Annotated in this window: 13 protein-coding genes and 2 pseudogenes; 12 read left to right on the forward strand and 3 right to left on the reverse strand. The window is 68.5% G+C overall.

What is annotated here, in order from left to right:
* A partial coding sequence (locus NBG84_RS02440; protein ID WP_250917533.1) for a hypothetical protein occupies nucleotides 1-602 on the forward strand: 602 nt, incomplete at its 5' end.
* Between the two features lie 5 nt (nucleotides 603-607).
* Nucleotides 608-1,357, forward strand: coding sequence for an ANTAR domain-containing protein (locus tag NBG84_RS02445; RefSeq protein ID WP_250917534.1), 750 nt, complete (start codon nucleotides 608-610; stop codon nucleotides 1,355-1,357).
* 881 nt (nucleotides 1,358-2,238) lie between these two features.
* On the opposite strand, the gene NBG84_RS02455 is transcribed toward NBG84_RS02445, so the two are convergent.
* Nucleotides 2,239-2,379 carry a hypothetical protein gene (locus tag NBG84_RS02455; protein WP_250917535.1) on the reverse strand — a complete coding sequence of 47 codons (141 nt, stop codon included), beginning with the start codon at nucleotides 2,377-2,379 and terminating at the stop codon, nucleotides 2,239-2,241.
* A 1,004-nt stretch (nucleotides 2,380-3,383) separates the two neighbouring features.
* Between NBG84_RS02455 and NBG84_RS02460 the strand changes: the two genes are divergently transcribed.
* From NBG84_RS02460 to NBG84_RS02480, 5 genes are all read left to right on the forward strand, one after another.
* The gene (locus tag NBG84_RS02460; RefSeq protein ID WP_250917536.1) at nucleotides 3,384-4,007 is read left to right on the forward strand and encodes a carbohydrate binding domain-containing protein; all 624 of its coding nucleotides are present in this window, start codon (nucleotides 3,384-3,386) and stop codon (nucleotides 4,005-4,007) included.
* A 684-nt stretch (nucleotides 4,008-4,691) separates the two neighbouring features.
* Complete coding sequence (locus NBG84_RS02465) at nucleotides 4,692-5,765, forward strand: iron ABC transporter substrate-binding protein (protein WP_250917537.1); 1,074 nt, start codon at nucleotides 4,692-4,694, stop codon at nucleotides 5,763-5,765.
* A gap of 20 nt (nucleotides 5,766-5,785) precedes the next feature.
* Nucleotides 5,786-7,348, forward strand: a complete 1,563-nt coding sequence (locus NBG84_RS02470) for an ABC transporter permease (RefSeq protein WP_250917538.1) — start codon at nucleotides 5,786-5,788, stop codon at nucleotides 7,346-7,348.
* Nucleotides 7,345-8,418, forward strand: a complete 1,074-nt coding sequence (locus tag NBG84_RS02475; protein ID WP_250917539.1) for an ABC transporter ATP-binding protein — start codon at nucleotides 7,345-7,347, stop codon at nucleotides 8,416-8,418. Before NBG84_RS02470 ends, NBG84_RS02475 begins: the two co-directional genes overlap by 4 nt.
* A 199-nt stretch (nucleotides 8,419-8,617) precedes the next feature.
* Nucleotides 8,618-9,112, forward strand: coding sequence for a MarR family transcriptional regulator (locus NBG84_RS02480; RefSeq protein WP_250917540.1), 495 nt, complete (start codon nucleotides 8,618-8,620; stop codon nucleotides 9,110-9,112).
* 64 nt (nucleotides 9,113-9,176) lie between these two features.
* Here NBG84_RS02480 and NBG84_RS02485 read toward each other — a convergent pair whose 3' ends face one another.
* Nucleotides 9,177-12,968 carry a WD40 repeat domain-containing protein gene (locus NBG84_RS02485; protein ID WP_250917541.1) on the reverse strand — a complete coding sequence of 1,264 codons (3,792 nt, stop codon included), beginning with the start codon at nucleotides 12,966-12,968 and terminating at the stop codon, nucleotides 9,177-9,179.
* 371 nt (nucleotides 12,969-13,339) lie between these two features.
* Here NBG84_RS02485 and NBG84_RS02490 point away from each other — a divergent pair, with 371 nt between their 5' ends.
* From NBG84_RS02490 to NBG84_RS02505, 4 genes and pseudogenes are all read left to right on the forward strand, one after another.
* Nucleotides 13,340-13,693, forward strand: a complete 354-nt coding sequence (locus NBG84_RS02490; RefSeq protein WP_250917542.1) for a hypothetical protein — start codon at nucleotides 13,340-13,342, stop codon at nucleotides 13,691-13,693.
* A 1,495-nt stretch (nucleotides 13,694-15,188) separates the two neighbouring features.
* Nucleotides 15,189-16,103 (forward strand): phosphatidylinositol-specific phospholipase C, encoded by a 915-nt coding sequence (locus NBG84_RS02495; protein ID WP_250917543.1) that lies wholly within the window; start codon nucleotides 15,189-15,191, stop codon nucleotides 16,101-16,103.
* Between the two features lie 39 nt (nucleotides 16,104-16,142).
* Nucleotides 16,143-16,241: pseudogene (locus tag NBG84_RS02500) on the forward strand (IS5/IS1182 family transposase); the annotation flags it as partial.
* Nucleotides 16,242-17,091: 850 nt separating this feature from the next.
* On the forward strand, nucleotides 17,092-24,507 hold the full coding sequence (locus NBG84_RS02505; protein ID WP_250917544.1) for a LamG domain-containing protein: 7,416 nt from the start codon (nucleotides 17,092-17,094) through the stop codon (nucleotides 24,505-24,507).
* Nucleotides 24,508-24,678: 171 nt separating this feature from the next.
* Here NBG84_RS02505 and NBG84_RS41340 read toward each other — a convergent pair.
* Nucleotides 24,679-25,005, reverse strand: a pseudogene (locus NBG84_RS41340) (helix-turn-helix transcriptional regulator); the annotation flags it as partial.
* A 402-nt stretch (nucleotides 25,006-25,407) separates the two neighbouring features.
* Between NBG84_RS41340 and NBG84_RS02510 the strand changes: the two are divergent.
* Nucleotides 25,408-25,776, forward strand: coding sequence for a DUF2255 family protein (locus NBG84_RS02510; protein ID WP_250917545.1), 369 nt, complete (start codon nucleotides 25,408-25,410; stop codon nucleotides 25,774-25,776).
* The last annotated feature ends 341 nt before the right edge of the window (nucleotides 25,777-26,117 follow it).

The raw sequence follows: 26,117 nt of genomic DNA on the forward strand, positions 1-26,117 counted from the left end.
CCGAGGGAGACCGCGCGGAACTCCTCTGGTGCTCGGACCCCACCACACGCCGCTTCGAGGACCTACAGTTCACCCTCGGAGAAGGGCCAGGGCCCGACGCACTGCGCACCGGGGCGATGGTGTGGGCACCCGACCTGGTCCAGGTGCCCTTGACCCGCTGGCCCGCCCTCGCCATGGAAGCCCCCGCTCTGGATGCCCGCGCGGTGTTCTGCTTCCCCATGGGCATAGGCGCCATCAACGTCGGCGTCCTCACCGCCGTACGCCGCACCCCCGGACCGATGAACGCCCAGCAGGCCGACGATTCCACGGTCCTGGCCGCAGCGCTCACCGCCCGCTGCATGGGCAGCGGCGCACCACCGCCAGGCGCGCCGCTGCCAGCTGATTCCCCCCACTTCCTCCAACACGCCGTGGTCCACCAGGCAACCGGCATGCTCAGCGTCCAACTCGCCCTGCCGCTGCCCCAAGCCCTGCTACGGCTACGCGCGCACGCTTACGGCAGCGGACGGTCCATCACCGACATCTCCCGGGATGTAGTGGACCGACGTCTTCGCCTGGACCGAGGCGACAATGGCCCGACCGCGACCGTCACAGAAAGGGACTGATCGAAATGACGCGCGAACAGCGCATGACTGAGGTCTTCGTGGAAGTCGCCGACTCCCTGACCGACGACTTCGACCTCATCGACTTCCTCCAGCAACTCTCGGTGCGCTGCATGGAACTGCTGAACGTGGCCGCGGTCGGCATCCTGCTGGCCGACGCGCACGAGACCCTACAGACCATGGCGGCTTCCGACGAGCACACCCGGCTCCTGGAACTCTTCGCCCTGCAACACGATCAAGGTCCCTGCGTGGACTGCTACAAGAGCGGCCAGGCCCGCACCAACATCAACCTCACCGACCAGGCGACCACCGCGCGCTGGCCGCAGTTCGCCGTCCGCGCCACGGAGACCGGGTTCGTGGCCACCAACGCCCTCCCCCTACGACTGCGCGGCCGGGTCATCGGTGCCCTCGGCCTGTTCCAGACCGACCCCGCCCCTCTCAGCGACCAGGACATCACCCTCGCCCAAGCCCTGGCTGACGTCGCCACCATCGCCATCCTGCAACAGCGCACCCTGGACCACAGCCAAGTCGAACGCGCCCAACTCCAGTACGCCCTGACCAGCCGCATCGTCCTGGAACAGGCCAAGGGCATCCTCGCCGAACGCTGGCAGGTCTCCCTCGACGACGCCTTCACCGCCTTCCGCGACTACTCCCGAGCCAACAACCTGCGACTGGCCCAACTGGCACGCGAGATCGCCAACGGCACCTTCGACACCACAGTGATCCCCCACCCCAATCGCCCCACGGTGAAGAGCTGACCGGTTCAGGTGCGGTGGGTGCCGGAAACGACGTCTATCCGGACTCCGACGGGCAGGTAGTCGGTGGGCCTGGAAGCGAGCCTTCGGACGTCATCCCCGGGCGGTGAGGTCTGAGCCGGGTCCTGCGCTGCCGCAACCGGAGGCGATGCATTCCTCCTGGCTGACCACCCGGCTTTCCTGAGAACATCCGCCTCACCACAGAGAACACGCCCTCAAGACACATCTCATTTGCCGAGTCCGCGGTAGTAGATGAGGGTGCGGGCGAGGAAGTGCCGAGCCGTACGTGCCCAGGCCGACAGGGTTGGGACCTGTCAAGTCCCCCTCAGAGAACGCATGTTGACCGAGTCGATTGAGCAACGGGACCGGCCCAACTCACCGCGTGGGCCGAGCACGTCAAGGACCAGGCAGTGCAGCCCGGCCCATGGCCTGAGCCCTTTCGCAGAAGCGTCAGTGAGCCGTGTGTGACTCCCAACAGTCCGAACGAGGCCGCGGGCACTTGTTGCCACCTACAGGCCACCTACAGCTCCGACGTTGCCACGAAGACGATCGCGTGGTCTCTCCCCGGTGAACATCCGCGGAATCTCCCCCTAGCGAACCGTCAGAAGCCGCTGAACTGGGGAAACATGGAATCGCTCAGAGAAGCCGGAGCCGGTTCGACTGAATTCCCGCCCGGGCAAGGACCGCGTACACCCTTCACAGAACGGGACGGCCTCTGCTTGACCGAGGACGAACACTGAACCTCGACACTCGCCTGAGTCTTCTTTCGCTTGACGCTCATTTGACGCTCCGGGTTCAGAATCCGCTACCACCACGAGCACGAAGCGCCATCCGAGCTGCGCTTGTCTTCAATCACACCAGGCCGACATCTGTCCGATGACGCATCATGTGGAGTGCTTGGCGATCCTGGAGCCGGTGAAGAAGGACGACTGAGCTGGGGTCTTGTCGATGTGCATGAGGTGCGGTGTGGGCGTTACGGGCGATATCCTGGCGCTGATTCGACGCTTGCGACGCTCGTTGATCATGGTCTGACACCGCGCTGGCCATGGGGTCTGCCATGACTCAGCGTGGATGCCGGTACTCGCAGGCATTCTCTGGGATCGGCGCGCTTCTCTTCGGGTTTGGTCAGTACCCGGAAGAGGAGGTCGCACCTGGGCGGATGATGTCCATCTAGCCGAGTCCGCCGAGGCGCGAGAGGCACAGCACGCCCCGGAACTGACCGCCGATCAGCCGGAGCGGCACCGGGTACCGATTCCTGTGGACCGCGATCAGCTGTGGGCGACCGACCTACACCCCCTCTTGACGGCGACGGCAACCGTCCACCATGGTTTGGTCCGCCCCCTCGCACCGCCGCCCCCACTGACACTCCCTACCCGGAGACGGCATGCGCACAGTCACCCAACCCACCCCTCGGCACAGCCTCGATGGCCTGCCCCTCAGCCTCACATCCCAGCACTCCCCCTGTCCGGCTCCACTCCCGCGCCCTGTCCTGCGCAGCCGCGGTGGCCCTGGCCGAACGCCGAACCGGTCGTCAACGGGTGCTCCGCCACATTCCCGTAGAACTGGAACTGCGAGCCGCGCACTGCGCGCAGCACCATTCCGTATGAGCGCTTCACCTCCGGCCAGCCAACTAGTCGACAGCTACGCGGGCAGCACCCAGAAGGCCCGGGTCCAGCTACCCGCTGCCCACCTCGGTACCCGGCCCGTACATGTTCGTCAGCGCCTCCGACACAGACATCGAAGGTCGCCGACAGGATCGGACGAGCGCCACTGAAGCGACCCATCGGTGCGGTCACTGCTGAGCCGACCGTTTACTTCCACGGGTGTACGAGCAGAGACTCTACGATGTGCGGCGTCGACCCCGATTTCGTCCCGGGCCTGTGCGCAGAGCCCTGCCGACAGACGGTGCGCGGCAGCCCCACACCCCCTAGCCGATCCCCAACTACCCCCCACCCACCATCACAGTGATGGCCCGTCAGTATCCAGTCCCCGCAACGCTCAAGCACTCCTCCCCCGCATCGGAGACGCCATGAGCTCACCCCGCCGCACCCTTGGCTTCGTCCCACTCGCCGCCGCCCTCGGCGCCCTGGCCCTCACCGGCACGGCCGCTCTCTTCGCAGGCGGCTCCGCCGTCGCCCAACCCGCACCCGTGGAGTGGGTCAGGAACGGCGACTTCGGGAGCCCACTGACCAACGGCTGGACCTGCAACGGCGACGTCGCCCGACTCAATCAAGCCGTCGAGGGCCGCCCAAGCGAGCACGACCGCGCCGGCTGCTCCCAAAAGGTCTGGGTCGTCCCCGGCACCACCTACGAGTTCTCCGCCTACGTGTCCGGCGCATACGCCTTCGCGGGCATATCCGGCACCGGGACGGGCAGCGGCGAGGTGTCCCTCTGGGCCACCGGTTCCAACGGCAGCGGCCTGCGCAAAACCGTCGCCATCGGCAACGTCCAGGAAGTGACCGTCCACTTCCACGGCTGGTACGGACAGGCCCCCTACCAGATCAGCCGTATCTCGCTGATCGGCCCCAGGTACCCCGACCCGTGCGCCACCGTCACGCCTTCACCCGACCCGACCGGAACCCCGACCTGCCTTCCGCCGCCGGTGGCACCCCCTGGCATCCCCGACACTCCCCGCCCCAGCCGTTCCCGGTAGCGGAAGCCTGGCCCTCTCGTTCCGGGCGTTCCCCAGGCGTCACCGCAGCTGATGCGCCCGCTCCGATCGGGTTTGCCCGCGCCCGGTGTCACGATCAGGAAGCGGGCCATCCACGCCATCGACTTCTGGGGCGGGGTCCGCGTCGAGAGACGTGGTCGCGGGCCGGTTTTCCGGCGCGTTCGGCCTGGGCGCACCGCAGCGCGGCGAGCCCAGGCCGCAGAGCGCCGGCAGTGGAGTGGCCCACCAGCCCGGTCAGCCGTCAGCTGTCCTCCCAGGTCGCGCGGTGCCGGATGGCCGAGGGGCCTCCGTCAGACGCCCCTCCACTCCGCGGCCGTCAGCCGGCAACACCCCTGGCCGCCCGGCGAACCCCATACGGTTCAGGCGGCCACATCCTGCTGAAGCATCAGCGTGACCTGACTGGTTCACCGGGTTGGGCGGGCGATGCAGATGTATGGACCATTCGCCTCAACGGGATCTCCCCAGCAGAGTGCAGCGGCTTGCCCGCAATGTCATACATAAGGGTAAAAGTGCACTAATCACCATGAACAGAAGTCGGATTTTCGACATTCACTGGCCGAAAATTGACAGTTAGGTAAGCCTGGCCATATCTATAGGGTTTCCGGATTCGTTCCCGCCCTCGGTCGGCCTCCCCCATGGCCTCAGCGGGCTGTACAGGAGGCCCTCATGCGTCGCCCGCTCCCCCGCCGCGGCACGGCTGCTTTCGCCATATCCGCACTACTCCTCCCCGTGCTCGCCGCCTGCGGGAGCTCGGATGACAAGAGCGGCGAGAGCCCGGCGAAGACCGGAGAGTCGGCCAAGAAGGGCTCTGGGGACGAGTTGGTCATCTACTCCGGCCGCAACGAGGAGCTGATCTCTCCGATCATCGCGAAGCTGGAGAAGGCGACCGGGACCAAGGTCCAGGTCCGCTACGGAGACAGCGCCGAACTCGCCGCCCAGATCCTGGAGGAGGGCGACAGGACCAAGGCCGGTCTGTTCTTCTCCCAGGATGCGGGCGCCCTCGGCGCACTCTCCCAGGCCAAGATGCTCGCGAAGCTCCCCGAGGGGTCCCTGAACAAGGTCGACGCCGCCTACCGCGGCGGGGAGGGCGACTGGGTCGGCGTCTCCGGACGCTCCCGAGTCATCGCCTACAACCCGAAGAAGACCGAGAAGGCCCCGGACAGCATCCACGAGCTGACGAAGCCCGCGTGGAAGGACAAGGTCGGCTACGCCCCCACCAACGCCTCCTTCCAGGCGTTCGTCACCGGCATGCGCGTCCTGGAGGGCGACGAGACCACCCTGAAGTGGCTCAAGGGCCTGAAGGCCAACGGCGCCAAGACCTACGCCAAGAACGGCGCCGTCCTCGACGCCGTCGACAAGGGCGAGGTCACCCTCGGCCTGATCAACCACTACTACTGGTACGAGAAGGTCGCCGAAGTGGGCGCCGACAAGGTGACCGCGAAGATCCACTTCCTTCCTGGTGGAGATCCCGGCGCGCTGATCAACGCCGCGGGCGTGGGCGTCCTCAAGGACGGCGGCCAGCAGGCGGCGGCCGAGAAGGCCGTCGACTACCTCCTTTCGAACGAGGCACAGACCTACTTCGCCGAGGGAACCAAGGAGTACCCGCTCGCCGCCGGTGTCACCAGCACCGTGCAGGGGCTCCCCGCACTCGACTCGCTCGACGCACCGAAGATCGACCTCGGCAAGCTGGAGTCACTCCAGAAGACCCTGGACCTCCTCAAGGAAGCCGGGATGGTCTGACCCCAGACCGGTCCTCGCACATGAAAGCGAACCGCCCACCGCTCGTGCGCCGTCCTGCCACCGCCCAGTTCGCGGCGGCAGGACGGCGTCGGCCGCCCCTGGTCCTGCTGCTCCCCGCCATCGCGGCGGCACTGCTCGCACTTCTGCCGCTCGGCTACCTCGGCGTACGAGCGATGGAGCACGGTTGGGGCTATGCCTGGGACATCGTCACCGAGCGCCGCACCCTCGAACTCCTCGTTCGCAGCCTCCAGTTGACCGCGATCGTCGTCTTCGCTTGCCTGGTGCTCGGTGTCTCCCTCGCCTGGCTGACGGTCCGCACCCGTCTACCGGGCCGCAGGCTCTGGGCAGTGCTCGCCACCCTGCCGCTGGCGGTGCCGAGCTATGTGGCGGCCTTCACCTGGATATCCGCAGCGCCCTCGCTGGCCGGTCTGCCCGGCGCGGCGATCACCCTGACCTTCGCCTGCTCCCCCTATGTGTTCCTGCCGGTCGCAGCGGCGCTGCGCGGTATCGACCCCGCGCAGGAAGAAGCGGCACGGTCGCTGGGCAGCGGGGCGTTCCGCGTCTTCTGGCGGATCACCCTTCCGCAGCTGCGGCCCGCCGCGGCAGGCGGAGCGATCCTCGTCGCCCTGTACGTACTCTCCGACTTCGGCTCGGTGTCGATCACGCGCTACGACACCTTCACCCGGGCGGTGCACTCCTCCTACCAGGCCAGCTTCGACCGGACCCCGGCCGCCGTCCTCGGCTGTGTCCTGGTCACCATGACCGTGCTGCTCGTGATGGCGGAGAACCGCACCCGCGGCCGCGCCGGCCACGCCCGTACCGGGCGGGGCAGCGCCCGCCCACCGGTCCCCCTCAGCCTCGGCTGGTGGAGGGTTCCCGCGCTCGTTTGGTGCACCACCGTCTCCGCGGCGGCCGTGGGATTCCCCCTCGCGACCCTCGGATACTGGCTCACGATCGGCAACTCCGGCTGGGACCCGCAACGCCTGTGGTCCGCCACCCTCGCCACACTCACCGTCGCCGCGGCCGGGGCGGCCGTCACCACCCTGCTCGCACTGCCGGTGGGTGTGCTCGCAGCCCGCCACCGGGGACGGGCAGCCCGGTTCCTGGAGCAATCCGTGTACGCCGGGCACGCCGTGCCGGGAATCACCGTGGGCCTCGCCCTGGTCTTCTTCTCGGTCCGCTACGCCTACCCGCTCTACCAGGAGCTCCCCCTCCTGATCGCCGCCTATGTCGTGCTGTTCCTGCCGGTCGCGGTGGCATCCGCCCGCGCCGCGGTTCTCCAGTCCCCGCCCGTGCTGGAGGACGTGGCACGTTCCCTGGGCCGCTCGCCCCTGAACGTCCTGCGCGAGATCACCGTCCCCCTGGCGGCCCCTGGCATCGGAGCCGGCGCGGCCCTCACCTTCGTCGTCATCATGAAGGAACTCCCGGCGACCCTGCTGCTCCGCCCCACCGGCACCGACACCCTCGCCACCCGGTTGTGGACGGAGACCGGGGCGGGAGCCTTCGCGGGTGCGGCGCCCTACGCCGCGGCCATCGTCCTGCTCGCCGCCATACCCTCGTACCTGCTCGGAAGGCGCACATGACCGGACTGCGCGTAACCGCGGTGACCACGTCGTACGGGCGGGGCGCACGGGTCCTCGACCGCCTCGACCTCACCGTCCCCGACGGTGAACTGACCGCCGTGCTCGGCCCGTCCGGCTGCGGAAAGACCACCCTCCTGCGGGTCATAGCGGGGTTCCTCACACCGGACACGGGCGAGATCTCCCTCGGCGAGCGCACGGTCAGCGGTCCCGGCGTCCACGTACCGCCGGAGCGCCGCGGCGTCGGCATCGTCGCCCAGGAGGGAGCCCTCTTCCCCCATATGGACGTCGCCCGGAACGTGGCCTTCGGACTCCGGGGCGTCGGCCGTGCCGAACGCCGGGCCCGGGCCGCCGAGATGCTGGAACTCGTCGGTCTCGGCAGCTACGGAACCCGGATGCCGCACGAGTTGTCCGGCGGTCAGCAACAGCGCGTCGCCCTCGCCCGCGCACTGGCCCCCCGCCCGGCACTGGTACTGCTCGACGAACCCTTCAACGCGCTCGACAGCGCCCTGCGCGCCGGGCTGCGTTCCGATGTCCGCACCGCGCTGCGGGCAGCGGGCACCACCGCCCTCCTCGTCACCCACGACCAGGAAGAGGCCCTTTCGTCCGCGGACCGGATTGCCGTGATCCGCGACGGTGGGGTCGTACAGACCGGCACCCCCCAGGAGGTGTACGCACGGCCCGCGGACACCTGGGTCGCCTCCTTCATCGGAGCGGCCGTCCTGCTGCCCGCCAGGGTCAAAGCGAGCCACGCGATCACCGTCCTCGGCCGCATTCCCCTGACCGAACCCACACCGGAGGGAACTCGGACAGGCACCGTCATCCTGCGCCCGGAGCAGCTGCGACTCGTCCCCGCCTCGGAGGCATCCGGCACCCGCGCCCGCGTGACCGAGGTGCGCTACCACGGACACGACGCCCTGATCCTCCTCACCACCGACGGTTTGAGCACACCGATCACCGTCCGGACCACGGGGCCGATCACCATTCACGCGGGCGACGAGACCGGAATAGCCGTCGCGGGGACAGCAATCCTCCACCCGCACCGGAATCCTCTCCCAGACAACGCCGGCTAGGCCAAGGCAAACTGACCTGCCGCGCCAGGGAGAAGCAGGCAGAGTTCCGCAGCCGCGGATGGGCGGTGTACTGCTTACGCAACCCAGGCCCCTCGAAGTGCGGCATCACGGCTCCGTTCAGATGGTTCGCTACCATGAGGACAATTTCACTTCGTAAACAAAGTATCTTTGCAGTTAAAGCTAAATGGAGAGATGGCCGATGTCAATCAAGGGCCGGGGCCGCAAGGCAAACCAGGACGGATCCGAACCGGCGGTCGACGAGGCAATCAGGGCGTTGCTGCTGCTCATGCCCCGCATGGTTGGGCGGGCGAAGCGGATCCGGGTGCCTGAGGAACTCCAGTCGCTCGCGCTCGCGCCGCGGCACCTGTCGCTTCTGTCCTGTCTACTGTTCGACGGCCCGATGACCGTGAACGATCTGGCCGCCCGCCTGGAGGTCGCCCCGACCACCGCGAGCCTCATGGTCGGCGAGCTCAGTCGGAAGGGCATCCTGGAGCGGCGCGAGGACGAACTGGACCGGCGTCGGCGCATCGTCAGCATCACCGACAGCAAACGACCAGCCATCAACAGCTGGCTGTCACGGGGAGCGCGTGCCTGGCGTCAGGCACTGAACCCCCTGGCCCCCGAACAGCGGCAGATGTTCATCCAGACCCTGCAGGCATATGAGGCGGCCATGGCCGATGACGAAGGCGACTGATGAGCCCCTGAGGCCACGAGGCGGGGTGCGTAGGCGATCTGTGCTATCCAACGCAGCGCCGCGTTCACACACCTGTCCGCGGTGGGCAGACGGCGCCGCGCTTTCGATCCGGCAGGTACAACGACCGTTCGGTGCGGGTGAAGTCTCGGTGGAGTGCCCGGCAGATCTTGTGTATCGCTTCGTCCGGGCCGGGAAGGAACACATCCCACAGCCGTACGGTGCCGTCGTCGCCGGCGGTGGCGAGGGTACGGCCGTCGGGACTGAACGCCACCGAGAGAACACCACCCGTATGGCCGGGGAAGCTGTTACTGCGCGTCTGGCCCGTGGCCACATCCCACAGCCGCACCGCCCGGTCATCGCCATCGTTGAAGGAGGCCGCGCCGGTGGCGAGGGTACGGCCGTCAGGACTGAACGCCAACGAGAAGCCGCCGCCGGTGTAGCCGAGGAAAGTGTTACTACGCGTCTGGCCGGTGGCCACATCCCACAGCCACACTGCCCAGTCTTCGCCCTGGGCGCCGACAGCAAGGGTTTGGCCGTCGGGGCTGAACGCCACCGAGGCAACGTCGTCGGTGTGGCCGGCAAGTGTGTGCCGGATCCCTTTGGACTTCACGTCCCACAGCCGTACGGTCGTGTCGAAGCTGGCGGTGGCGAGGGTACGACCATCAGGACTGAACACCACCGAGAAGACACCGGTGTAACCAGTGAAAGTGTGCCGGATCCTCCTCGACGCCATATCCCACAACCGAACGGGCCCGTCAGCGCTTGCCGTGGCGAGGGTTCGGCCATCAGGGCTGAACGCTACAGAAGCGACACCGCCCCTATGGCCGGTGAGAGTGTGTCGGAGGTGACCGGTGGCAACATCCCACAGAACCAATTCCCCCTCTTCTGGCGCGACGGCGAGGGTACGGCTGTCGGGGCTGAACGCCAACGAGAAGACACCGGTGTAACCAGTGAAGGTGTGCCGGACCCTCCTCGATGCCACATCCCACAACCGAACGGTGCCGTCGCCGCCGGCGGTAGCGAGGGTACGGCCGTCGGGACTGAACACCACCGTAGCTACCTCGTCGGTGTGGCCCGTGAGTGTGTGCCTGGCTCTACTGCTGGCTAGATCCCATAAACGTACGGACCCGTCGCTGCTCGCAGTAGCGAGGTTGCGGCCGTCGGGACTGAACACCACCGAGGCAACGTCGCCGGTGTGACCGGTAAGAACGCGCTGGATCTTTCTGGTGGCCACGTCCCACAACCGTACGGTTGTGTCGAAGCTGGCGGTGGCGAGGGTACGACCATCAGGACTGAACGCCAACGAGAAGACACCGGTGTAACCAGTGAAAGTGTGCCGGACCCTGCTCGACGCCACATCCCACAACCGAACGTGCGTATCGAAGCTGGCAGTCGCGACAGTACGACCATCAGGACTGAACACCACCGAGAGAACGCCGTCAGTGTGGCCGGGGAGGATCTGCTGAATCCTTTTGGTGGCAACATCCCACAGCACCACCTTCCCGTTCTTCCCATCCATTGCCCCGACGGCGAGGGTGCGGCCGTCAGGGCTGAACGCCACCGAGGCAGCGCCGGCTGTGTAGCTTGTCTGTCCGGGAAGGGTGTGTCGGGTTCTCCCGGTGACCATGTCCCACAGCACCACGTCCTCGGACTCGGGAGCGATGGCGAGGGTGCGGCCGTCAGGGCTGAACGCCATGGAGAAGACTCCGCCCTTGTGGCCGGGGATGGTGCGCCGGAGCTTCCGCGACGCCACATCCCACAGCCGCAAGGACCCAACGCTGCTCACGGTCGCGAGGGTATGACCGTCTGGACTGAACGCCACCGCAGCAACACCGCCGAGGTGGTCGGTGAGAGTGTGTCGGACTCTTCTGGACGCCACATCCCACAGCCGTACGGATCTGTCGCCGCCTCCAGTGGCGAGGGTGCGGCCGTCAGGGCTGAACGCAGCCGAGGAGACGCCGCCCGTGTGGCCGGTGAAGAGGTGTTGGAGTGGGAGGGCTGCGGCCTTGTGCAGACCGGCGGTGGCTTCGGTGGTGGGACTGGTCCGGTAGGCCTGGACAGCCAGGAGCGAAGCGAGGTCAGGGTTCGTCTGCAGTAGGGCTGTTGATTGGGCGGCCAGTTGCCGGGACAGCGCCGTCTGCTGCGCGGCCACAGCCGCCCTTTGGGAGGTGAGGGCGGTCTGTCGCTGCCAGAAGGCAACGCCGGCCGCCAGAAGTGCCAGGGCCAGCATGCAGGCCAGGATGACATTGGTACGCCGGGTGCGGCGTACGGCGGCCTGTTGGCGGTGGTAGCTGATGGCGAGGAACTCGTCTTCGAGGGAGGTGAGTTCACCCGTCCGTGCGTGAGTGCGGAACGTCTCGTGGGTTTCGGCCAGGCGTACGCCTCGGTAGAGGGCTCCGGTGTCGCGCCCGAGGTCGTGCCAGCTGTCAGCCGCGTGGGTGAGGGCGCGGTGCAGGCGCAGGCGGTGCCGGTCTTCGTGGACCCAGTCGGTCAGGCGCGGCCAGGCGGTGATCAGCGCCTCATGGATGAGGTCGACGGTGTCACCGTCCAGGACGAGCAGCCGGGCCCGGGTCAACCGCTCGACTACCAGTGTGGTGTCGTCGGGGTCGCCTGTCCTGGCGAGTGCAGGGGGTTGCTCCGGGCCGGGATTGAGTTCCCGCCGGTTGACGGGGCGGCGGGTGTCGGGAGTTCCATCGCCGGGGGTGATGAGGCGGAGCAGAATTCGGCGGGTTTCTGTGCGCTGGCTTGGGGTGAGCTGGTTGTAGGTGTGTTCGGCGGTATCGGCGACGGCGCCGTGGACACCGCCGATGGCTTCGTACGCGGCCAGGGTGAGGGTACGGCCGCGCCGGCGGCGCCAGACTTCCAGGAGGGCGTGGGACATGAGTGGCAAACCCCCGGGCTCCGCCGCCGTCTCCTGGACAATGCGTGCGGTCAGCTCTCGCTCCACGATCAGACCTGCTGACCGTGCAGGGCCTACGACTGCCTGTCGGAGTTCGGACGTGGTCATCGGGCCAATGACGAGATGAGCCGTCCGCATCACCTCGGCCAACCCGGGATGTTCGGTGCACGGCCCGTAGAAATCGGCACGGACCGCGATGACGATGCGCAGCCCGCTGCCGGGCTCACGCGCGGCGAGGAGCAGGTCAAGGAACTGGGCGCGTTCGTCTTGGTCTTTGCAGAGGGTAAAGACCTCCTCGAACTGATCCACCACGACGATGATGTCTCGGGCGTGCGCCCCGGCTCGGATGGCTCCAGGTTGGGGCGGGCCAACGCTGATCCCGGCGCTTTCCGTACCTGTTCTGCCCGAGCCCGGCGCGGGGGTGAGTACGTGGGCGTGGGTGGTTGCGGGCAGAGAGCCCGGCGTGATGAACCGGATCCCCGCACACGCTAGCGGTGTGCTCTCCGGGACCTGCAGCTTGGGGACCAGCCCTGCCCGCAGGAGTGACGACTTGCCGCTGCCAGAAGCACCGGCGAGCAGCACCAAGCGATGCTCTGCGAGAAGTTCGACGAGCTGGCCGAGGAGTTCCTCGCGGCCAAAGAACCGGTTCTGGTCACCAGGCTCGTATCGGGCAAGCCCTCGATACGGGGCTTCCCGAGCGGACTCGTCGTCGACGACCCGGACCGCCTGCTCCCCTACCGCGCGGGCTGTCTCGCGCCATCGTGTCTCCCACTCCTGCGGGTCTGCGCCGCAGACCGTCACATACGCAAGCGCCAGAGGAAGGGAAGGCAGCTCGTCCCCCCTCGCTGCGGCGGCGAGCGTGCTCGCCGAGTAGCGCGCATGGACCGCCATCGCCCGGTACGTCGGGCCACCTGCCGCGGCCCGTAACTCCCTCAGCCCGTAAGCGAACCGCTCCACCGGCCCCGCCTTCGGATCCAGCGGACGCTCCCGACGACCCACCACCACGCCACCCCACCCCGTTCCCGATCACAGCGTTGAAGCCCTCCGTAGGGCCGGTGCCCGACACCTTCATCGAACCGCCCCGCGCATTGTGTGGACAGCACGAAACAGGCTTCCCACACAATGCTCCACCAGCTGAAATCGGTATTGCCATCGCCTAGGCATCAAGTGGATGGACACCCCCAAGCGAACGTCCTGGCAACGGTCGTGGGGCCCGGGGTGGGCAAGCACCCGCCTCGATACGCACAGCTCCGCACCATAAGGCGCCGCGGAACCTGGTCACGAGGCCAGGAAGGCGTCGATCCGTAACCAAGAAGTGGAGAAGCATCATGCGGACACGAATTCTGCTCACCAGTCTTGCGACTGGAGCCGCCTTGCTGGCCGGTGGAACCACCGCCGCACAGGCAGCGCCGGCGCCGTCCGAGAACCGAGCCTCGACCGCGCAGCCAGCCCGGTCGACCAGTGGCACCACCCCTATCGCCTCGGCAGCAGGCTGCGCGTCCCTGGTCAGCAACTCTGCTGGCAGGGCCCAGATCAAGAACATCTGCAACTACCGCATCAACGCCACAGTCTCGGTTGACTGGGCGTGGGATCCCTCCTGCGTCGCGATCAATGCTGGGCGGACTCAGACCGTCTACTGGGACGCTGCGGACGGCAGGGCGGACTACGCCTACGAATGCTGACGTCGGGCACCGGTTGCCCACCTCGCTCCCGTGGCGGGTGACCGTTCGCCGGAGCGGCAATGCCTGAAACCGTGAACCCGCCCATCAGGCGTCATTGAACAACGGGCCTGGTTCAGATATCGCACGCGGGTGGCCGTCCGGGATGGTCTGTTTCCGGACGGTCGCCTCTTCGCACGTTGCCCGCAGCCCTTCTCCACCTGGTACGCCCGCCGAAGTGGTCTTCTGGATGCCCGTTGCTGATGTGGGGAGTGTTCATGCGGGCACCCGGTCCGCTCGACCCCCGCAGGGTCGGGGTCTACGAGATCACGGGCAAGCTCGGCGAAGGGCGGGATGGGCCAGGTCTTTCAGGACGCTCACCGGGCGAGCGGTGGGTGGCGGTGAAACTCCCAAGGCCAGAACCCCACGCCGACCACATCTCCCGCACCAGTCGATACCCCACTCATGAAAGGACTCCCCCTTGGCTCGCCCCCCGATCGCCCGCTGTACTCATCCACAGCCATACCCAATCCGGCCTCTTCCTGATGACGTAGCCGGGTCGCGGAAGCAGCGGGGAACGCCTCCGAGCTCGCGGGAATGTCCGCTGACGGGCTCGCGTAGTCAACAGTCGCCGTTTCCCCGGGGACCCGGCCTGCTGGTAACCGTCCGTGGTCTCTGTGGTGTGCCGGCCCCAGGTTCCGCCGGTCTCCTTGAGTAGGCGAGCCGGATGACGGGGGTGAGGCAACCTCCGGGGCCGGTTGTCCCTCTCTCTCGCTGGAAGGATCACCGGGTGAACGGCCGTGCTGGTGTGGCCAGATGGCTGCAACACCTCTGCCGGGAGATGAGGCAAAGCGTGAGAGTGAGAGCTGGTGTGACCGGGCTCGTGGCCGCCGCGTGCGCGGCGGTGTTCACGTCACCGGCACCGGTCCGTGCCGCACAGGCCCCACTGCGTCGCCGGCCCCGGCACGCGGAAGACCACCTGCTATGACACGTTCCGGGAGAGCGGCGACGGGCGGCAGGGGCACCGATACCCCGGACCCGCAGCAGCGGCCAAGGGCAAGGAGTTCCGGCCAGGCTGGACACACCCGCGATACCCCCGGTCTCGGTCGGTTGCGTGATGAACGACCAGGCCGGCTCCGTATCCGCTGGGCGGGGGCGGTAGCGCGCACGGCCGGGCGCCGCCGGGACGAAGCAGGTGTTCCTGCCTGAATCCAGGCTGTTCCGTCCCGCCTCCAGGGGGACCCTGCCAGTGGCCCCCGCCGCGGGGGTATCCGGTGGGGGAAGGTTCGCGGCGTCGCGCCGCGGGTCTACCCGGACGCCGGTCCGGCCCGGCGCTCGTACAGACAGGTTCTCGCCCCGGGCGTACAGCCGCCTCATCCGTTTCGGAGACAGCCACCGAGCAATTTCAGAGTAGAGCAGAACCCGTTTCGCGGAGGAGCTCGAAGCCCCCGCGCGGGCAGGGCGGACGACAGTACGCCCAGAAAATGCGGTAATTCCCTTGTCGAACTGGAGTGTGCAGATGTCCCCTACCCGTCGTGACGTTCTGAAGTGGGGAGCCGGTGCCGGCGGCCTCGCCACCGCCGCGGTGCTCGGCATTCCAAGTGCGGCCACTGCCGCGAGCTGGGCCTACCGGTCGTGGATGAGCTCTCTCTCCAGCAGCCTGCCCATCACCAGTCTGACGATCCCCGGCACCCACAACACGTGCTCCATCACTGGGGGAGCCATCCCCAAATGCCAGGACTGGAACCTGCCGACGCAGCTCGGCAACGGCATCCGATTCCTCGACATCCGCCTGAACGGCCTGGCGGGGACTGCGAACGAGATGGGCCTCTACCACGGCCCTGTCTACATGTACAAGCGCTACCAGGACGTTCTCAGCGACTGCAGAAGCTTCCTCCGCAGCAACCCGGGCGAAGTAGTCGTCATGCGAATCAAGAACGAGTACAGCGGCGGCAACAAGCTCAACGCGGAGGAATTCAAGCGCCGCTTCAACTGGCACTTGGACGACCCGTCCATGGGCTTCCGCTCGCTCTTCTGGACCAACCCGTCGTGGCCCACCCTGGGACAAGCCCGCGGGAAGGTCGTGCTCCTCACCGACTTCACCCACGATTGGGCGACCCTCAGGTGGGGCAACAACTGCGACATCCAGGACCAGTACAACGTTTCGGACGATGCGAAGAGGAGGGCGATCGTCGCGCATTTCGACAGAGCCTTCTACGACCAGAGCACGTCCAAGATGTTCGTCAACTTCACCAGCACCGCCAAGGGCCCCATCCCCAATCCCTCCATCGGTGCCGAGAAGATCTTTCCGAGCGTCTACGCGTACCTGGACCCCAGAAGGAATCAGCGAGCCCGCTTCGGCATCGTGCCGATGGACTTCCCCAACTACCGCACTGACATCCTGGACCTCCTGATCAACAAGAACTTCATCTAGGACCGTGTCCGATGCGGTGAGGCGGTGGTTGGGCTGGCCATGGGGCGGGGTGGGTGGAGTTGAGTCGTTCCCAACGGATCGCGGGAGATCGCGAAGCCGCCGATCCCGCCGTCGAAGGTGCGGCCGCGGGGCGGCGGAGACGCACCCCGTGGAGTGCTCGGCGATTCTGGAACCGGTGAAGAAGGACGACTGGGACTACTTCGCCGCCGCCTGACGCACCGTCAGCCCGGTGGACGAGAAGGTGACGAAGGAGATCAGGCACAGTGCCGCCCGGGCGATCGTCTCAGTCACCTTCCTCTACGCGCGGACGTAGGTGGACGACTCACCGGGAGACAGGTCCCGCAGGCAGTCCGAGACGTTCGAGATCTAGCACAAGGATCTAGCACAAGGTTGAGAGCGGCCTCCAAAGCCGCCACCAGGGTGTCGAGCGCATCGAGGATGCCTCGGCTGCCCGCGTGCGCGGCGAACGGGTTCACGTGGCGGTGGGTGCTTGGTCGCTGATGGCCAGGGAGCCGGTGGCGTCGTGCCTCCTTGAGGGAAGACCAACCACCCGAAACGCCCACGATGGCGGCCGGCCTTCGAGACGCCCGGAAGGACGCCCAAAGGGACGCCCAAGGGCAGGTCCCGTCGTGCGATTCGTCCGGCTGCGGCTTCCGGACGTGGTCGACCACTGCCGGCCGAAGCCCCTGCCGCACGCTGGCGAAAGGCGGAGGGGGACGTCTGACAGCACCGGTTTCGGTCCCCCCTGACATCCGGATTGGTTCACACGCTCCATAACCGAACGAACAAACGACTCTATGTAGATGTATAAATGCATGTTCCTACTTTTATTGGCCATTGACGGCCTGTTCGATTTTCGGCGGGTGGGGCTCCATGCTCCACTGTCACTCGTTCTCCCGCTCCAGATGTGCGGCCGCGCCGGCCGCGAGTTCGTCATGCCCACCGCTCCCCCATGCCCCGAGCATGTGTGAACCAGGACGGATGACCGATGACAGCCGATCAGAGTGTGCTGAAGATCTACAGCGACCGGACCTACGTACACACCACGATGGTGCGCCACCAGGGGACCGCCCTCGCCTTCGCCTTGGACGACAGGCGGCGGGTCCTCTACACCGTGCTCGACCTCTCCGTGTACGACGAGAAGCGCGGCGAACTGGACGCCGCCTACTGGTCCGAGAACCCCGTCGAGCTGCCGTTTCCCGACGAGATCGTCAGAGTCGGCTACGCCCTGGTGGGCGCGACAGCGATGCCCGTGGTCAAGAAGGGCGGCCGGACCGAGGCGGCGGAGGGCCAGGAGCTCACTCCGGACGAAACCGACGTCTTCCTGTCGAGCACCGCGCGGCTGACCGCCGCGGCGCCGTTCCAGGTGATCTCGGACGGCACCCATGTGGTGGTGCTGCGCCAGGCGATCGGCTCGGCCCACGCGGACGCGGTGCACGCGCTCGCCGATGGCGGCTCCTCCGCTGACAGCTCGCGTACCGACTTCATCACCTCGGGCGGGGCGAAGGTGCCGGTGGTCGCCGACACCCTGCTGTGCGACCGGTTCCTCCTGGTCGACGGTCGGCTGAAGCCGGTGTCGGAGGTGCGCTTCCGGCGCAGCAGGCACAAGAGCGAGCCGGGGTCGGCCAAGGACAGTCTCGGCGCGACCGATATGGACGGCAGGCCGTTCTACGAGCCGACGCAGGAGCTGGCGTTCATCCGGAACCTGGCGGAGGGCCGGTTCGCGGCGCTGCTCACCCCCACCGAGGTGCAGGGGCGTCAGCGGTGGCAGTTCTTCGCCCACAACCGGAGCACCGGGCGCCTTGACTCGTTCAACGTCGAACAGGGCGAGGACGGGCTGTTCAACACCCAGGGCAGCCGGTACTGGACCAGTCCAAGCGCCGACTACAGGGGCTCGGTGTTCGAGCGGGCGCCGGGCACCTGCCCGTTCACCGGGCTGCCTCTGGTCCCGGTCAGCCCGGACAGCAAGCTCGCCGAGACGGCGGTCCAACTCAACGGCAGCAGTGCGTATGTGGATCTCGGGGCGGCCACCGCGTTGAAGTTCCAGGGCAAGGCGTACGCGGTGGAGGCGTGGGTGCGGCCCCAGACGGCGGGCGGTCCCGTGGTCGCGCGCTGGGCGGGGTCGGGTCAGGGCGGATTCCAGCTGCGGATCACCAACACCGGTCAGGTGGTGCTGGATCACAGCGGCGGCTCCGTCACCTCCAGCCAGACCGTTCCGGCGGGCACCTACGCGCACATCGCGGCCTCCTTCGACGGCACGGTCGCCACTTTGTACGTCAACGGGGCCTACAGCGCGAGCGCCGCGCTCGCCTACCCCAACGACAGCACGGCGGCCCTGCGGATCGGCTCGGCGCAGTCCGGCGGCTTCTACAACGGGATCGTCGACGAGGTGCGGATCTGGAGCCGGGCCCGCTCGCAGGCGGAGCTGGCGGAGGAGCGGGGGTACCGGCTGATCGGCAACGAACCGGGGCTGATCGGCTACTACCGGCTGGACGAGGGCGTCGGGACCGCCGTGTACGACCAGACCGACACGGCCGCCCACGGCACGCTCACCGCAGGGGGGACCTGGGTCACCTCCGAGGCCCCGGTCAGCGACCACCCCGGGGTCCGCCGCGACAGCTTCACCGTCACCGGGCGCGATGTGGTCTCCGGGCTGTCGGCCGCGCTGTACTACCAGCAGGAAGAGGTCGCCTCCGGGTACGAGGAGGCCGTCAAGCCCGCCAAGCGGCAGGCCCGGGTGCTGCTGGCCTTCGCGACGCGCCCGACCGGGAGCCCGACGGCCGACGCTCATATCGCGGCGATCGACTTCGGGGTCGGTGCCGACGGGCGGCTCGCCGCAGTCCCCGATGTGCTGCCGTTGACCGATGTCAGCGTTCCGGCGGCGGCGAGCACCGACCAGATCACGACCCAGAACAACAAGATCACCCAGCTCGTGGATCAACTCATCGCCATCGAGAGCGACATCCGCGCCCAGGAGACCGAGAAGGCGGGCCTGGAGTCGGAGATCGAGACGGCCAACCTGGTGGCGGGCAACGATCCATCCAAGTGGATCGTCCGGCTCCGGGTGTCCACCGGCGCCGTCGACGACCCGGCGACAGCCACCTTCCTGTCGAGCCCTGCCGGGACCGCCGGCGAGTCGCTGGCGCTGACGCGGACCCCCGCGCAGTGGCAGCTGACGCGCGTCCCCGGTACCGCCGCGGCTTACGGAAACGCCGTGGTCGCACTGGTGCGGATCGGCTCCGCCAATCTGGTCGCCGAGCCGGAGAACAACACCGCGGGCGGCACGGTCAAACTCGTCAGCCGCTCGCTCACCGGGACCATCCCCGCCTCCGCCCAGTGGGCCGTCAGGGGAAACCCGGGCACCGACTTCCAGCTCCAGAGCATCAACAGCACCCTCTGGCTGGGGGCCGGCGTCCAGGGAAGCGACCAGCAGGCGCGGCGCTTCCAGATCGAGAAGGTCGGCGTCGCGCCCGACCAGGCACTCAAGGTCAAGGTCGACCGGCTCGCCGTGCTCACCGTGACCCTGGCGCAGCGCGGCCAGGACGCCGCCGTCAAGCGGGCGGAACTGACGGCGGCCCGCGAGGAACTGGCCCGGATCACGGCCGGTCTGCAGGGCGCCGGAGACCTGGTGCTGCCGGTGCCGCACATCGGCATCGACGCGAGCGGACTGAGCAGCGCGGGCGCCCTGCTGAAGTTCGCCCGCGGCTCCTCCACTCCCCATCTGATGGACAGCGCCACGGGCCGGGTGGCGCTCTACTTCCGGGGCACGAACGGCCAGTTCTTCGCCGCCTATCTGGACACCTCCGCCGTACGCGGGGTGCATCAGCTCGTCGGCAACGGGCTGACCACGCTCTTCACCGCCCGGGACCCCGGAGTCGACCTCACCGGCACCCAGATCAGGGTCGCCGACTGCCTGGTGAACAACGCGGCCGTGGCGGGACTGTGCGAACTGACCGTCACCCGGGGGACGGAGACGGAGACCTTCCCCCGGCTGCCCCGCCGGGCCCGGGACCTCGCCGCCGCCGTCAACGGCAGCACGGACGAACCGGTGCAGGTGGGCACGGTCGCCAGCGTCTCCGGCGACCAGGTGACCCTCTCCCAGGCGAGCCGCCTCGCCGTCCCCGCCCCGTCGTATGTGCGGATCGGGAGCACCAACTATCTGGTGAACACGGCCGCCCCGGTGGGGTCGACCACTTTACGGGTGGTTCCCTCGCCGCCGGCCGGCGTCACGACCGGCACCCCGGTGTCGCTGGTCCGCTACGACACCGACCGCGCCACCTCCACCCGGCCGGGGGTCTCCCTGGCCGAGGGCTCCCGCTGGATCACGGTCAGCGCCGACAAGGGCGACCTCTCCGTGCCGAACGGAACGGCGACCCTGCGGGTGACCGGCCACGGGAGCCGCTGGCGCGGCGACTCCCCGGGCCGCGCGTTCGCCCTCGACGGATACAACCACTGGTTGTCGCTGCCCACCGACCGGCTCGGCCAGGTCACCGTAGCCGGCGACCTGACCTTCGAGGCCTGGGTCAACCCCACGTCCCTCGTCGCCGGGCGCTCCCGGGTACTGCATCTGAAGAGCGAAGCGACCAAGGCCGGGCTCGGCCTCTCCCCCGAGCCGGTCGGCGGCGGCATCGTTCTGAACGGTACCGACATCGCCATGGCGATTCCCGGCGCGGACCCCACCGGCACCGATTTCACCATCGAGTGCTGGCTCCAGCGCACTACCGGGCGGACGGTCCCGGACACCATCGTGGCGATCGGGACGAACGGACTGAGCGTTGGGTTCACCGCCGACGGCAAATTCAGCTTCGGCTTCACCGGGGAGGTGCTAACCACCACCACGGCCTACCCCGACGGCGACTGGCACCACTGGGCGGTCGCCTTCGACCGCACCACCCGGGTCCAGACCATCGTGCGGGACGGGGTGGAGGTCGCGCGCCGCACCGCCGCCACGCTCCCGAGCGGCACGAACCAGCTCATCGTGGGCCGCTCCGACAGCGGGACCGTCCGGTGCTTCTCGGGCAGGCTGGCCGAACTGCGGACCTGGAACAGGGCACGGTCCGACGCCGATGTCGACGCCGCCAGGAACCGCCGGGTCCCGCCCCGTGAACCGGGGCTGACCGGCGCGTGGATCTACGACCGGACCCGCGACCAGATGAACCAGTTCCCCGATCTCAGCGCGCAGCAGCGAAACGGCGGGGTCTGGGGCAGCACCGGCGCCGGGGGCACGGGCGCCCAGTGCAGTTCCGCGATCTCGACCTACCAGGTGCAGGCGGGCGTGGCCAACAGGTACCGCAGGAGCCGGGAGACATATCCGGTCGGCGACTGGGCGCATCTGGCGGTCGTGCACGAGCAGTCCTGGGCGCTGTCGTTCGACGGGTCCTCCTGGGCGGACACCCCCGACTCCGACGCCCTCGATGTGACGGGGGATCTGACCATCGAGGTGTTCGGCACCGTGGACGCCCTCGGCACCCGGCAGGGGCTGGTCTCCAAGGGACGGCTCGGCGACGGAGCGGGCGGCAGCGTCCCGTACCAGTTCTCGGTACTGGCGAACGGGAAGCTGGAGTTCGCGTTCGAGGAGCCGGGGCCCAGCGTGCGCCGCCTCACCTCCGCCTCCGCGGTGACCGCCGGATTCCACCGGTTCGCGGTGGTGCGCAAGGCGGGCCGCGCCACCCAGGAGGTGAAGGCCCCCAAGCAGATCACCTACACCGACACCAGCGGCGCGACCCAGACCAAGACCGTCGATGTCGTGGAGCGGGTGGACGCCAAGGCCTGGGACGACATCCGGTTCGTGGTGGACGGCGTCGAGATCGGCACCAGCCGCTATGACGGGGCCGGGCCGCGCGGCAACGACGGAGCACTGGAGATCGGCCGGGCCCGGGAGGGCACCGTGGCCAATGGGCTGAAGGGGACCATCGGCGAGGTCCGGATCTGGGGCAAGGCCCGGGAGACCAATCAGCTCGGCACCGCGATCCAGCCCCGGGACGAAGGGCTGCTGGGCCGCTGGACCTTCGAGGAGAACACCGGCAACACCAGCGCCGACACCGCGGCCGGACAGGATCTCAAGCTGCGGGGGGCGCGCTGGACCGCCGACCCCGACCCGGCCGCCGGCTCCCTCCAGGTCTACCGCAACGGACAGTCCATCCCCTGTGACTTCCTCAGCGACAACCCGCTGTTCGAGGCAGATGAAGAGGACCAGCTCACCCTGGGCGGCAAGACCCGGACCGGACGTGCGGTCACCGACACCCTCGGCGGGACCCTGGAAGAAGTGCGGCTCTGGCGCACCGCCCGCACCCCCGAGCAGTTGCTCGACAATCTGTTCACCCGTCTCAAGGGCGACAAGCAGGACCTGGTGGCCTACTGGCCCTTCGACACCGACACCGGCACCACGGCCTCCGACGCCGTCCGCGACCACTCCCTGCGCGGGAACAATCTCGCGATCGGCACGGACAGCGGCCGGCCCCGGATCGTGCTGTCCACCGCCCCGGTGTCCCATGACACCGCCATCGTGCGCTCCGCGCTGGCGGGCGTCCGAACCGCGTTCCACGAGCTGATCAGCGCGTCTCCGGCGGCCACCGAGTACGCCGACCTCCAGTACACCCGCAGCGGGGAGGCGTACGGCGTCCTCAAGCGCTGCTACTCCCATCTGGTGAACGGGACCTGGCGGCTGACCGCGGGTTACAAGGTCGGCGACCTGGTCAGCGAATGGGTGAGCCAGGTGCAGTTCGACCCCCAGCTCATCGGCTATATCGAGGGCGCGCCGCCGGTCCCGTCGGAGAACCTCACCGGGGGCACCGACCCGGCCGGCTGCTCCAGCGTCGTCTTCCAGCAGGCCGACGAGGTCACCTCCACCCTCTCCTCCGCCCGGGAGCGCAGCGCCGATGTGGCGTTCAGCATCTCGGCCGGGGAGGAGATCGACGAGAGCGTGCTGCTGATCATGGCGCCGCTGGGGATCGGTACGGCCACCCCGGCGGTGGAGGTCGCGCTCCAGGGCCGGATCGGCGGCAGTCTGGAGTTCTCCAACGGCTGGACGGATGAGACCACCGTCGCCCAGGGCGCCAGCACCGCCCGGAACACCTCCGCCACCCTCACCGGCGGTTGGGAGGACCCGAGCCGTCTCCTGAACAGCGATATCGGCCGCCGATTCGTGCCCGCGAACAACGGCTACGCCCTGGTGCAGTCGGAGACTGCGGATGTGTACGCGCTGCGGCTGGCGCACTCGGGGGCGCTGGTGGCATACCGGATGCAGCCCAACCCGGACATCCCCAAGGACTGGAACATCATCACGTTCCCGCTCAACCCCCAGTACACCAAGCAGGGCACGCTGGACGGCGCGGTCGGCTTCAACGCCCAGGGCAAGGTGCTCGACCCCGCCTACGCGAACGCCACCCAGCGCGGCGAGCACAGCTACTTCAAACCCCGCGAGGCGTACGCCATCAAGCGGCGCATCGCGCGGGAGCGGCAGCAACTGGAGAACTACTACGCCAGCGTCTCGACGCAGACCCATGACGCGGACCCGACCGCGGAGCGGGCCGCGCAGGTGCTGGAGTCCGTGGTCGGGACGGCGCCCGGTGCGCCGGGGAAGAACCCGCCCACCCAGACCTCGGGCTCGTTCGCCAACCGGAACATCGCCAACACCTACGTCTGGACCGCCGACGGCGGCTTCTTCGCCGAGACCACCGGGACCGTGGACGTCGTCACGGAGAGCACCGGGGGCTCCTACAGCTTCTCCGGCGCGGTCACCGCCTCGCTGGAGGGCGGCTTCGAAGTGGCCGGTATCGGCATCGGCTTCCAGATGGACGGCTCGGTAGGCGGCGGGATCAGCGTCACCCGCCAGCGCTCCAAGGAGGCGAGCCGTTCGCACAGCCTGGAGGTGGCCTGCACCCCCACCCGGGATCTGCAGAAGTACGAGAACGGCCAGCCCAAGTACGACACCGCGGGCAAACCCGTCCGGGTCCCCGGGAAGGTCGACGCGTACCGCTTCATGACCTTCTACCTGGGTCAGGACACCGACCACTTCGATGACTTCTACCGCAAGGTCGCCGATCCGCTCTGGCTCGCCAACAGCACCGACGCCAACGCGGCGGCGCTGCGCCAGGCCCGGCACAGCGACCGGAAGCCCCCCTGCTGGCGAGTGCTGCACCGGGTCACCTACGTCTCCCGGATTCTGCCCGCCGTACCGCCCGCGGGCGCGCCGCCGCTGGAGGGGGCCCTGCGTACCGTCGACGTCCAAAGCAACTACGAGCTGATCCGCCGCCTCGACCCCTACATCCGCACGGCCACCGACTCCTCCGCGGATCTGGCCGACGCCACCCGCGAGGCGCTCGCCGTCCATCTGCCCCAACTGCTGCCGTACGCGACGGAGATCACCGGCTTCTTCGCGGACTACTACGGCATCAACGACTGAAACACCGCGGTGTGGGGCTGAGTTCCCGGCGGTACCGACGTTCGCCTGCCCCGCCGCCCTGGGCTGAGCCTGTCTGGGCGGTAGCCGAGGAACCGGTGCCTCCTCTCGCCTGTGAACGGGAGGAGGCACCGGTTCGGGTTGTTCCTGTGTGACGGGGGTCAATGGCGTCTCAAGTCGCTCCCCGCTGTCCGCGGCGTTCGCCAGCAGGTCGAGTAGGGCCAGGCCCACGCGGAAGCGGTCGGGAGTATCGCCCTCCCGCAGCCCGAAAGCCGTCCCCATCGCCTCACGCCGAGAGGCCGGCAACGCGGCGATTGCGGAGAGGACCGGCCCGCGCAGTTGGTGCAGTGCGGCGAAGGCGAAGTCCCTCTCGAACTCGGCCCCCTCGGCCCGCAGCACGCGCACACCCGCGGCGGACCGCGCGTACCCGAGCAGGGCGGACTTGCCGATCCCGGCCTCGCCGCAGATCACCACACAGCCGCCGTTCCCGACGGTCAGCGTTGAGGTAGGGACACACCGCCATTCTGCGGCGTACTGGCATCCGCGTCCTGAGCGCGGCTCGGTCAACGCCCATCACCGGGACGTGTCCAACCTCGCCGGGCCCTGGTCTGCCCGCCCGCTCCGCCCCGTCCGGGCGGGTGGGACCCGAGCGGGCTACGCGATAATGACCTACGAGAACAGGTCGGCCCAGCCGGCACGGTGGCATGGGCATCGGTGGAGGCACCTCATGCGTGTGACCTGCACAGGGCGGCCAAGTCCCGGCTGCCGCCCACGTACTGGATCGCGAGCGGCAGCACGGCGGGACCGGCAGACGGTAGCGGATGGACGGGCGGGATCCACCAGCCGTCCGGGTGGCGTCCCGATCCCCGATGGCACCCTCACCGCCCACGACGGGGGATGATCATGCAGTCAGTCACCGGCATGGCCCGCAGCAGCAAGGAGATCTTCCTCCACATCCAGCACGCCGGGGCCTCGGTCTCCCGGACCGTCTGGTGCGTCGACGTCGGCGGGAGCACCTACATACGTTCCGCCTTCGGGCCCAACAGCCAGTGGTACCGGATGGCGCGGCTGGCGGGCACCGCGCGGGTCGAGATCGACGGGACGGCCTGGCCGGTGCGGCTGGAGCTCACCGTCGAGCCCGGCCTCAACCACCGGATCTCGGAGGCGTACCGGGCGAAGTACGAGCGCGCCTGGCCTGGTCCGGTACGGAGTCTGCTCAGCGCTGACGCGGTCGGCACGACACTGCGGCTCAGACCCCACACGAGGACCTGAGTTACGGCCCGACCGGCCCGGCGATGCCGTGCGGGGAGACAAGGCTCGTACAGTGCGGGAGGTCGGCGATTGCGAGCAGCTTTCTGGCAACGCCTGTGTCACGGGTGCCGTCAGGACGCCGGGTTCGGAAGCAGAGCCCGGACATCCGCCTGAACGCCGCCGGTGGTGTATCCCGGTGCCGAACGGCGCCTCGCCGACAGGGGCGCTCGCGGCGACCCGTCCACGCCTGGCCGCCGAGGGCTTCGGGCTGGTTCTGATCGCGCGGTGCTGAGGTGTTCCAGCCTTGTGGCGCCGGATCGAGAACGCCCGGCACGGTGGCGTGGCTGATCCACGGGGATGTT

Source organism: Streptomyces albipurpureus (assembly GCF_023701525.1).
Classification (GTDB): domain Bacteria; phylum Actinomycetota; class Actinomycetes; order Streptomycetales; family Streptomycetaceae; genus Streptomyces; species Streptomyces albipurpureus.

Bases quoted from the DNA above. Each gene is read 5' to 3' on its own strand.
- NBG84_RS02445 (WP_250917534.1), top strand. From the start codon at position 608: ATGACGCGCGAACAGCGCATGACTGAGGTCTTCGTGGAAGTCGCCGAC.
- NBG84_RS02455 (WP_250917535.1), bottom strand. From the start codon at position 2,379: ATGATCAACGAGCGTCGCAAGCGTCGAATCAGCGCCAGGATATCGCCC.
- NBG84_RS02460 (WP_250917536.1), top strand. From the start codon at position 3,384: ATGAGCTCACCCCGCCGCACCCTTGGCTTCGTCCCACTCGCCGCCGCC.
- NBG84_RS02465 (WP_250917537.1), top strand. From the start codon at position 4,692: ATGCGTCGCCCGCTCCCCCGCCGCGGCACGGCTGCTTTCGCCATATCC.
- NBG84_RS02470 (WP_250917538.1), top strand. From the start codon at position 5,786: ATGAAAGCGAACCGCCCACCGCTCGTGCGCCGTCCTGCCACCGCCCAG.
- NBG84_RS02475 (WP_250917539.1), top strand. From the start codon at position 7,345: ATGACCGGACTGCGCGTAACCGCGGTGACCACGTCGTACGGGCGGGGC.
- NBG84_RS02480 (WP_250917540.1), top strand. From the start codon at position 8,618: ATGTCAATCAAGGGCCGGGGCCGCAAGGCAAACCAGGACGGATCCGAA.
- NBG84_RS02490 (WP_250917542.1), top strand. From the start codon at position 13,340: ATGCGGACACGAATTCTGCTCACCAGTCTTGCGACTGGAGCCGCCTTG.
- NBG84_RS02495 (WP_250917543.1), top strand. From the start codon at position 15,189: ATGTCCCCTACCCGTCGTGACGTTCTGAAGTGGGGAGCCGGTGCCGGC.
- NBG84_RS02505 (WP_250917544.1), top strand. From the start codon at position 17,092: ATGACAGCCGATCAGAGTGTGCTGAAGATCTACAGCGACCGGACCTAC.
- NBG84_RS02510 (WP_250917545.1), top strand. From the start codon at position 25,408: ATGCAGTCAGTCACCGGCATGGCCCGCAGCAGCAAGGAGATCTTCCTC.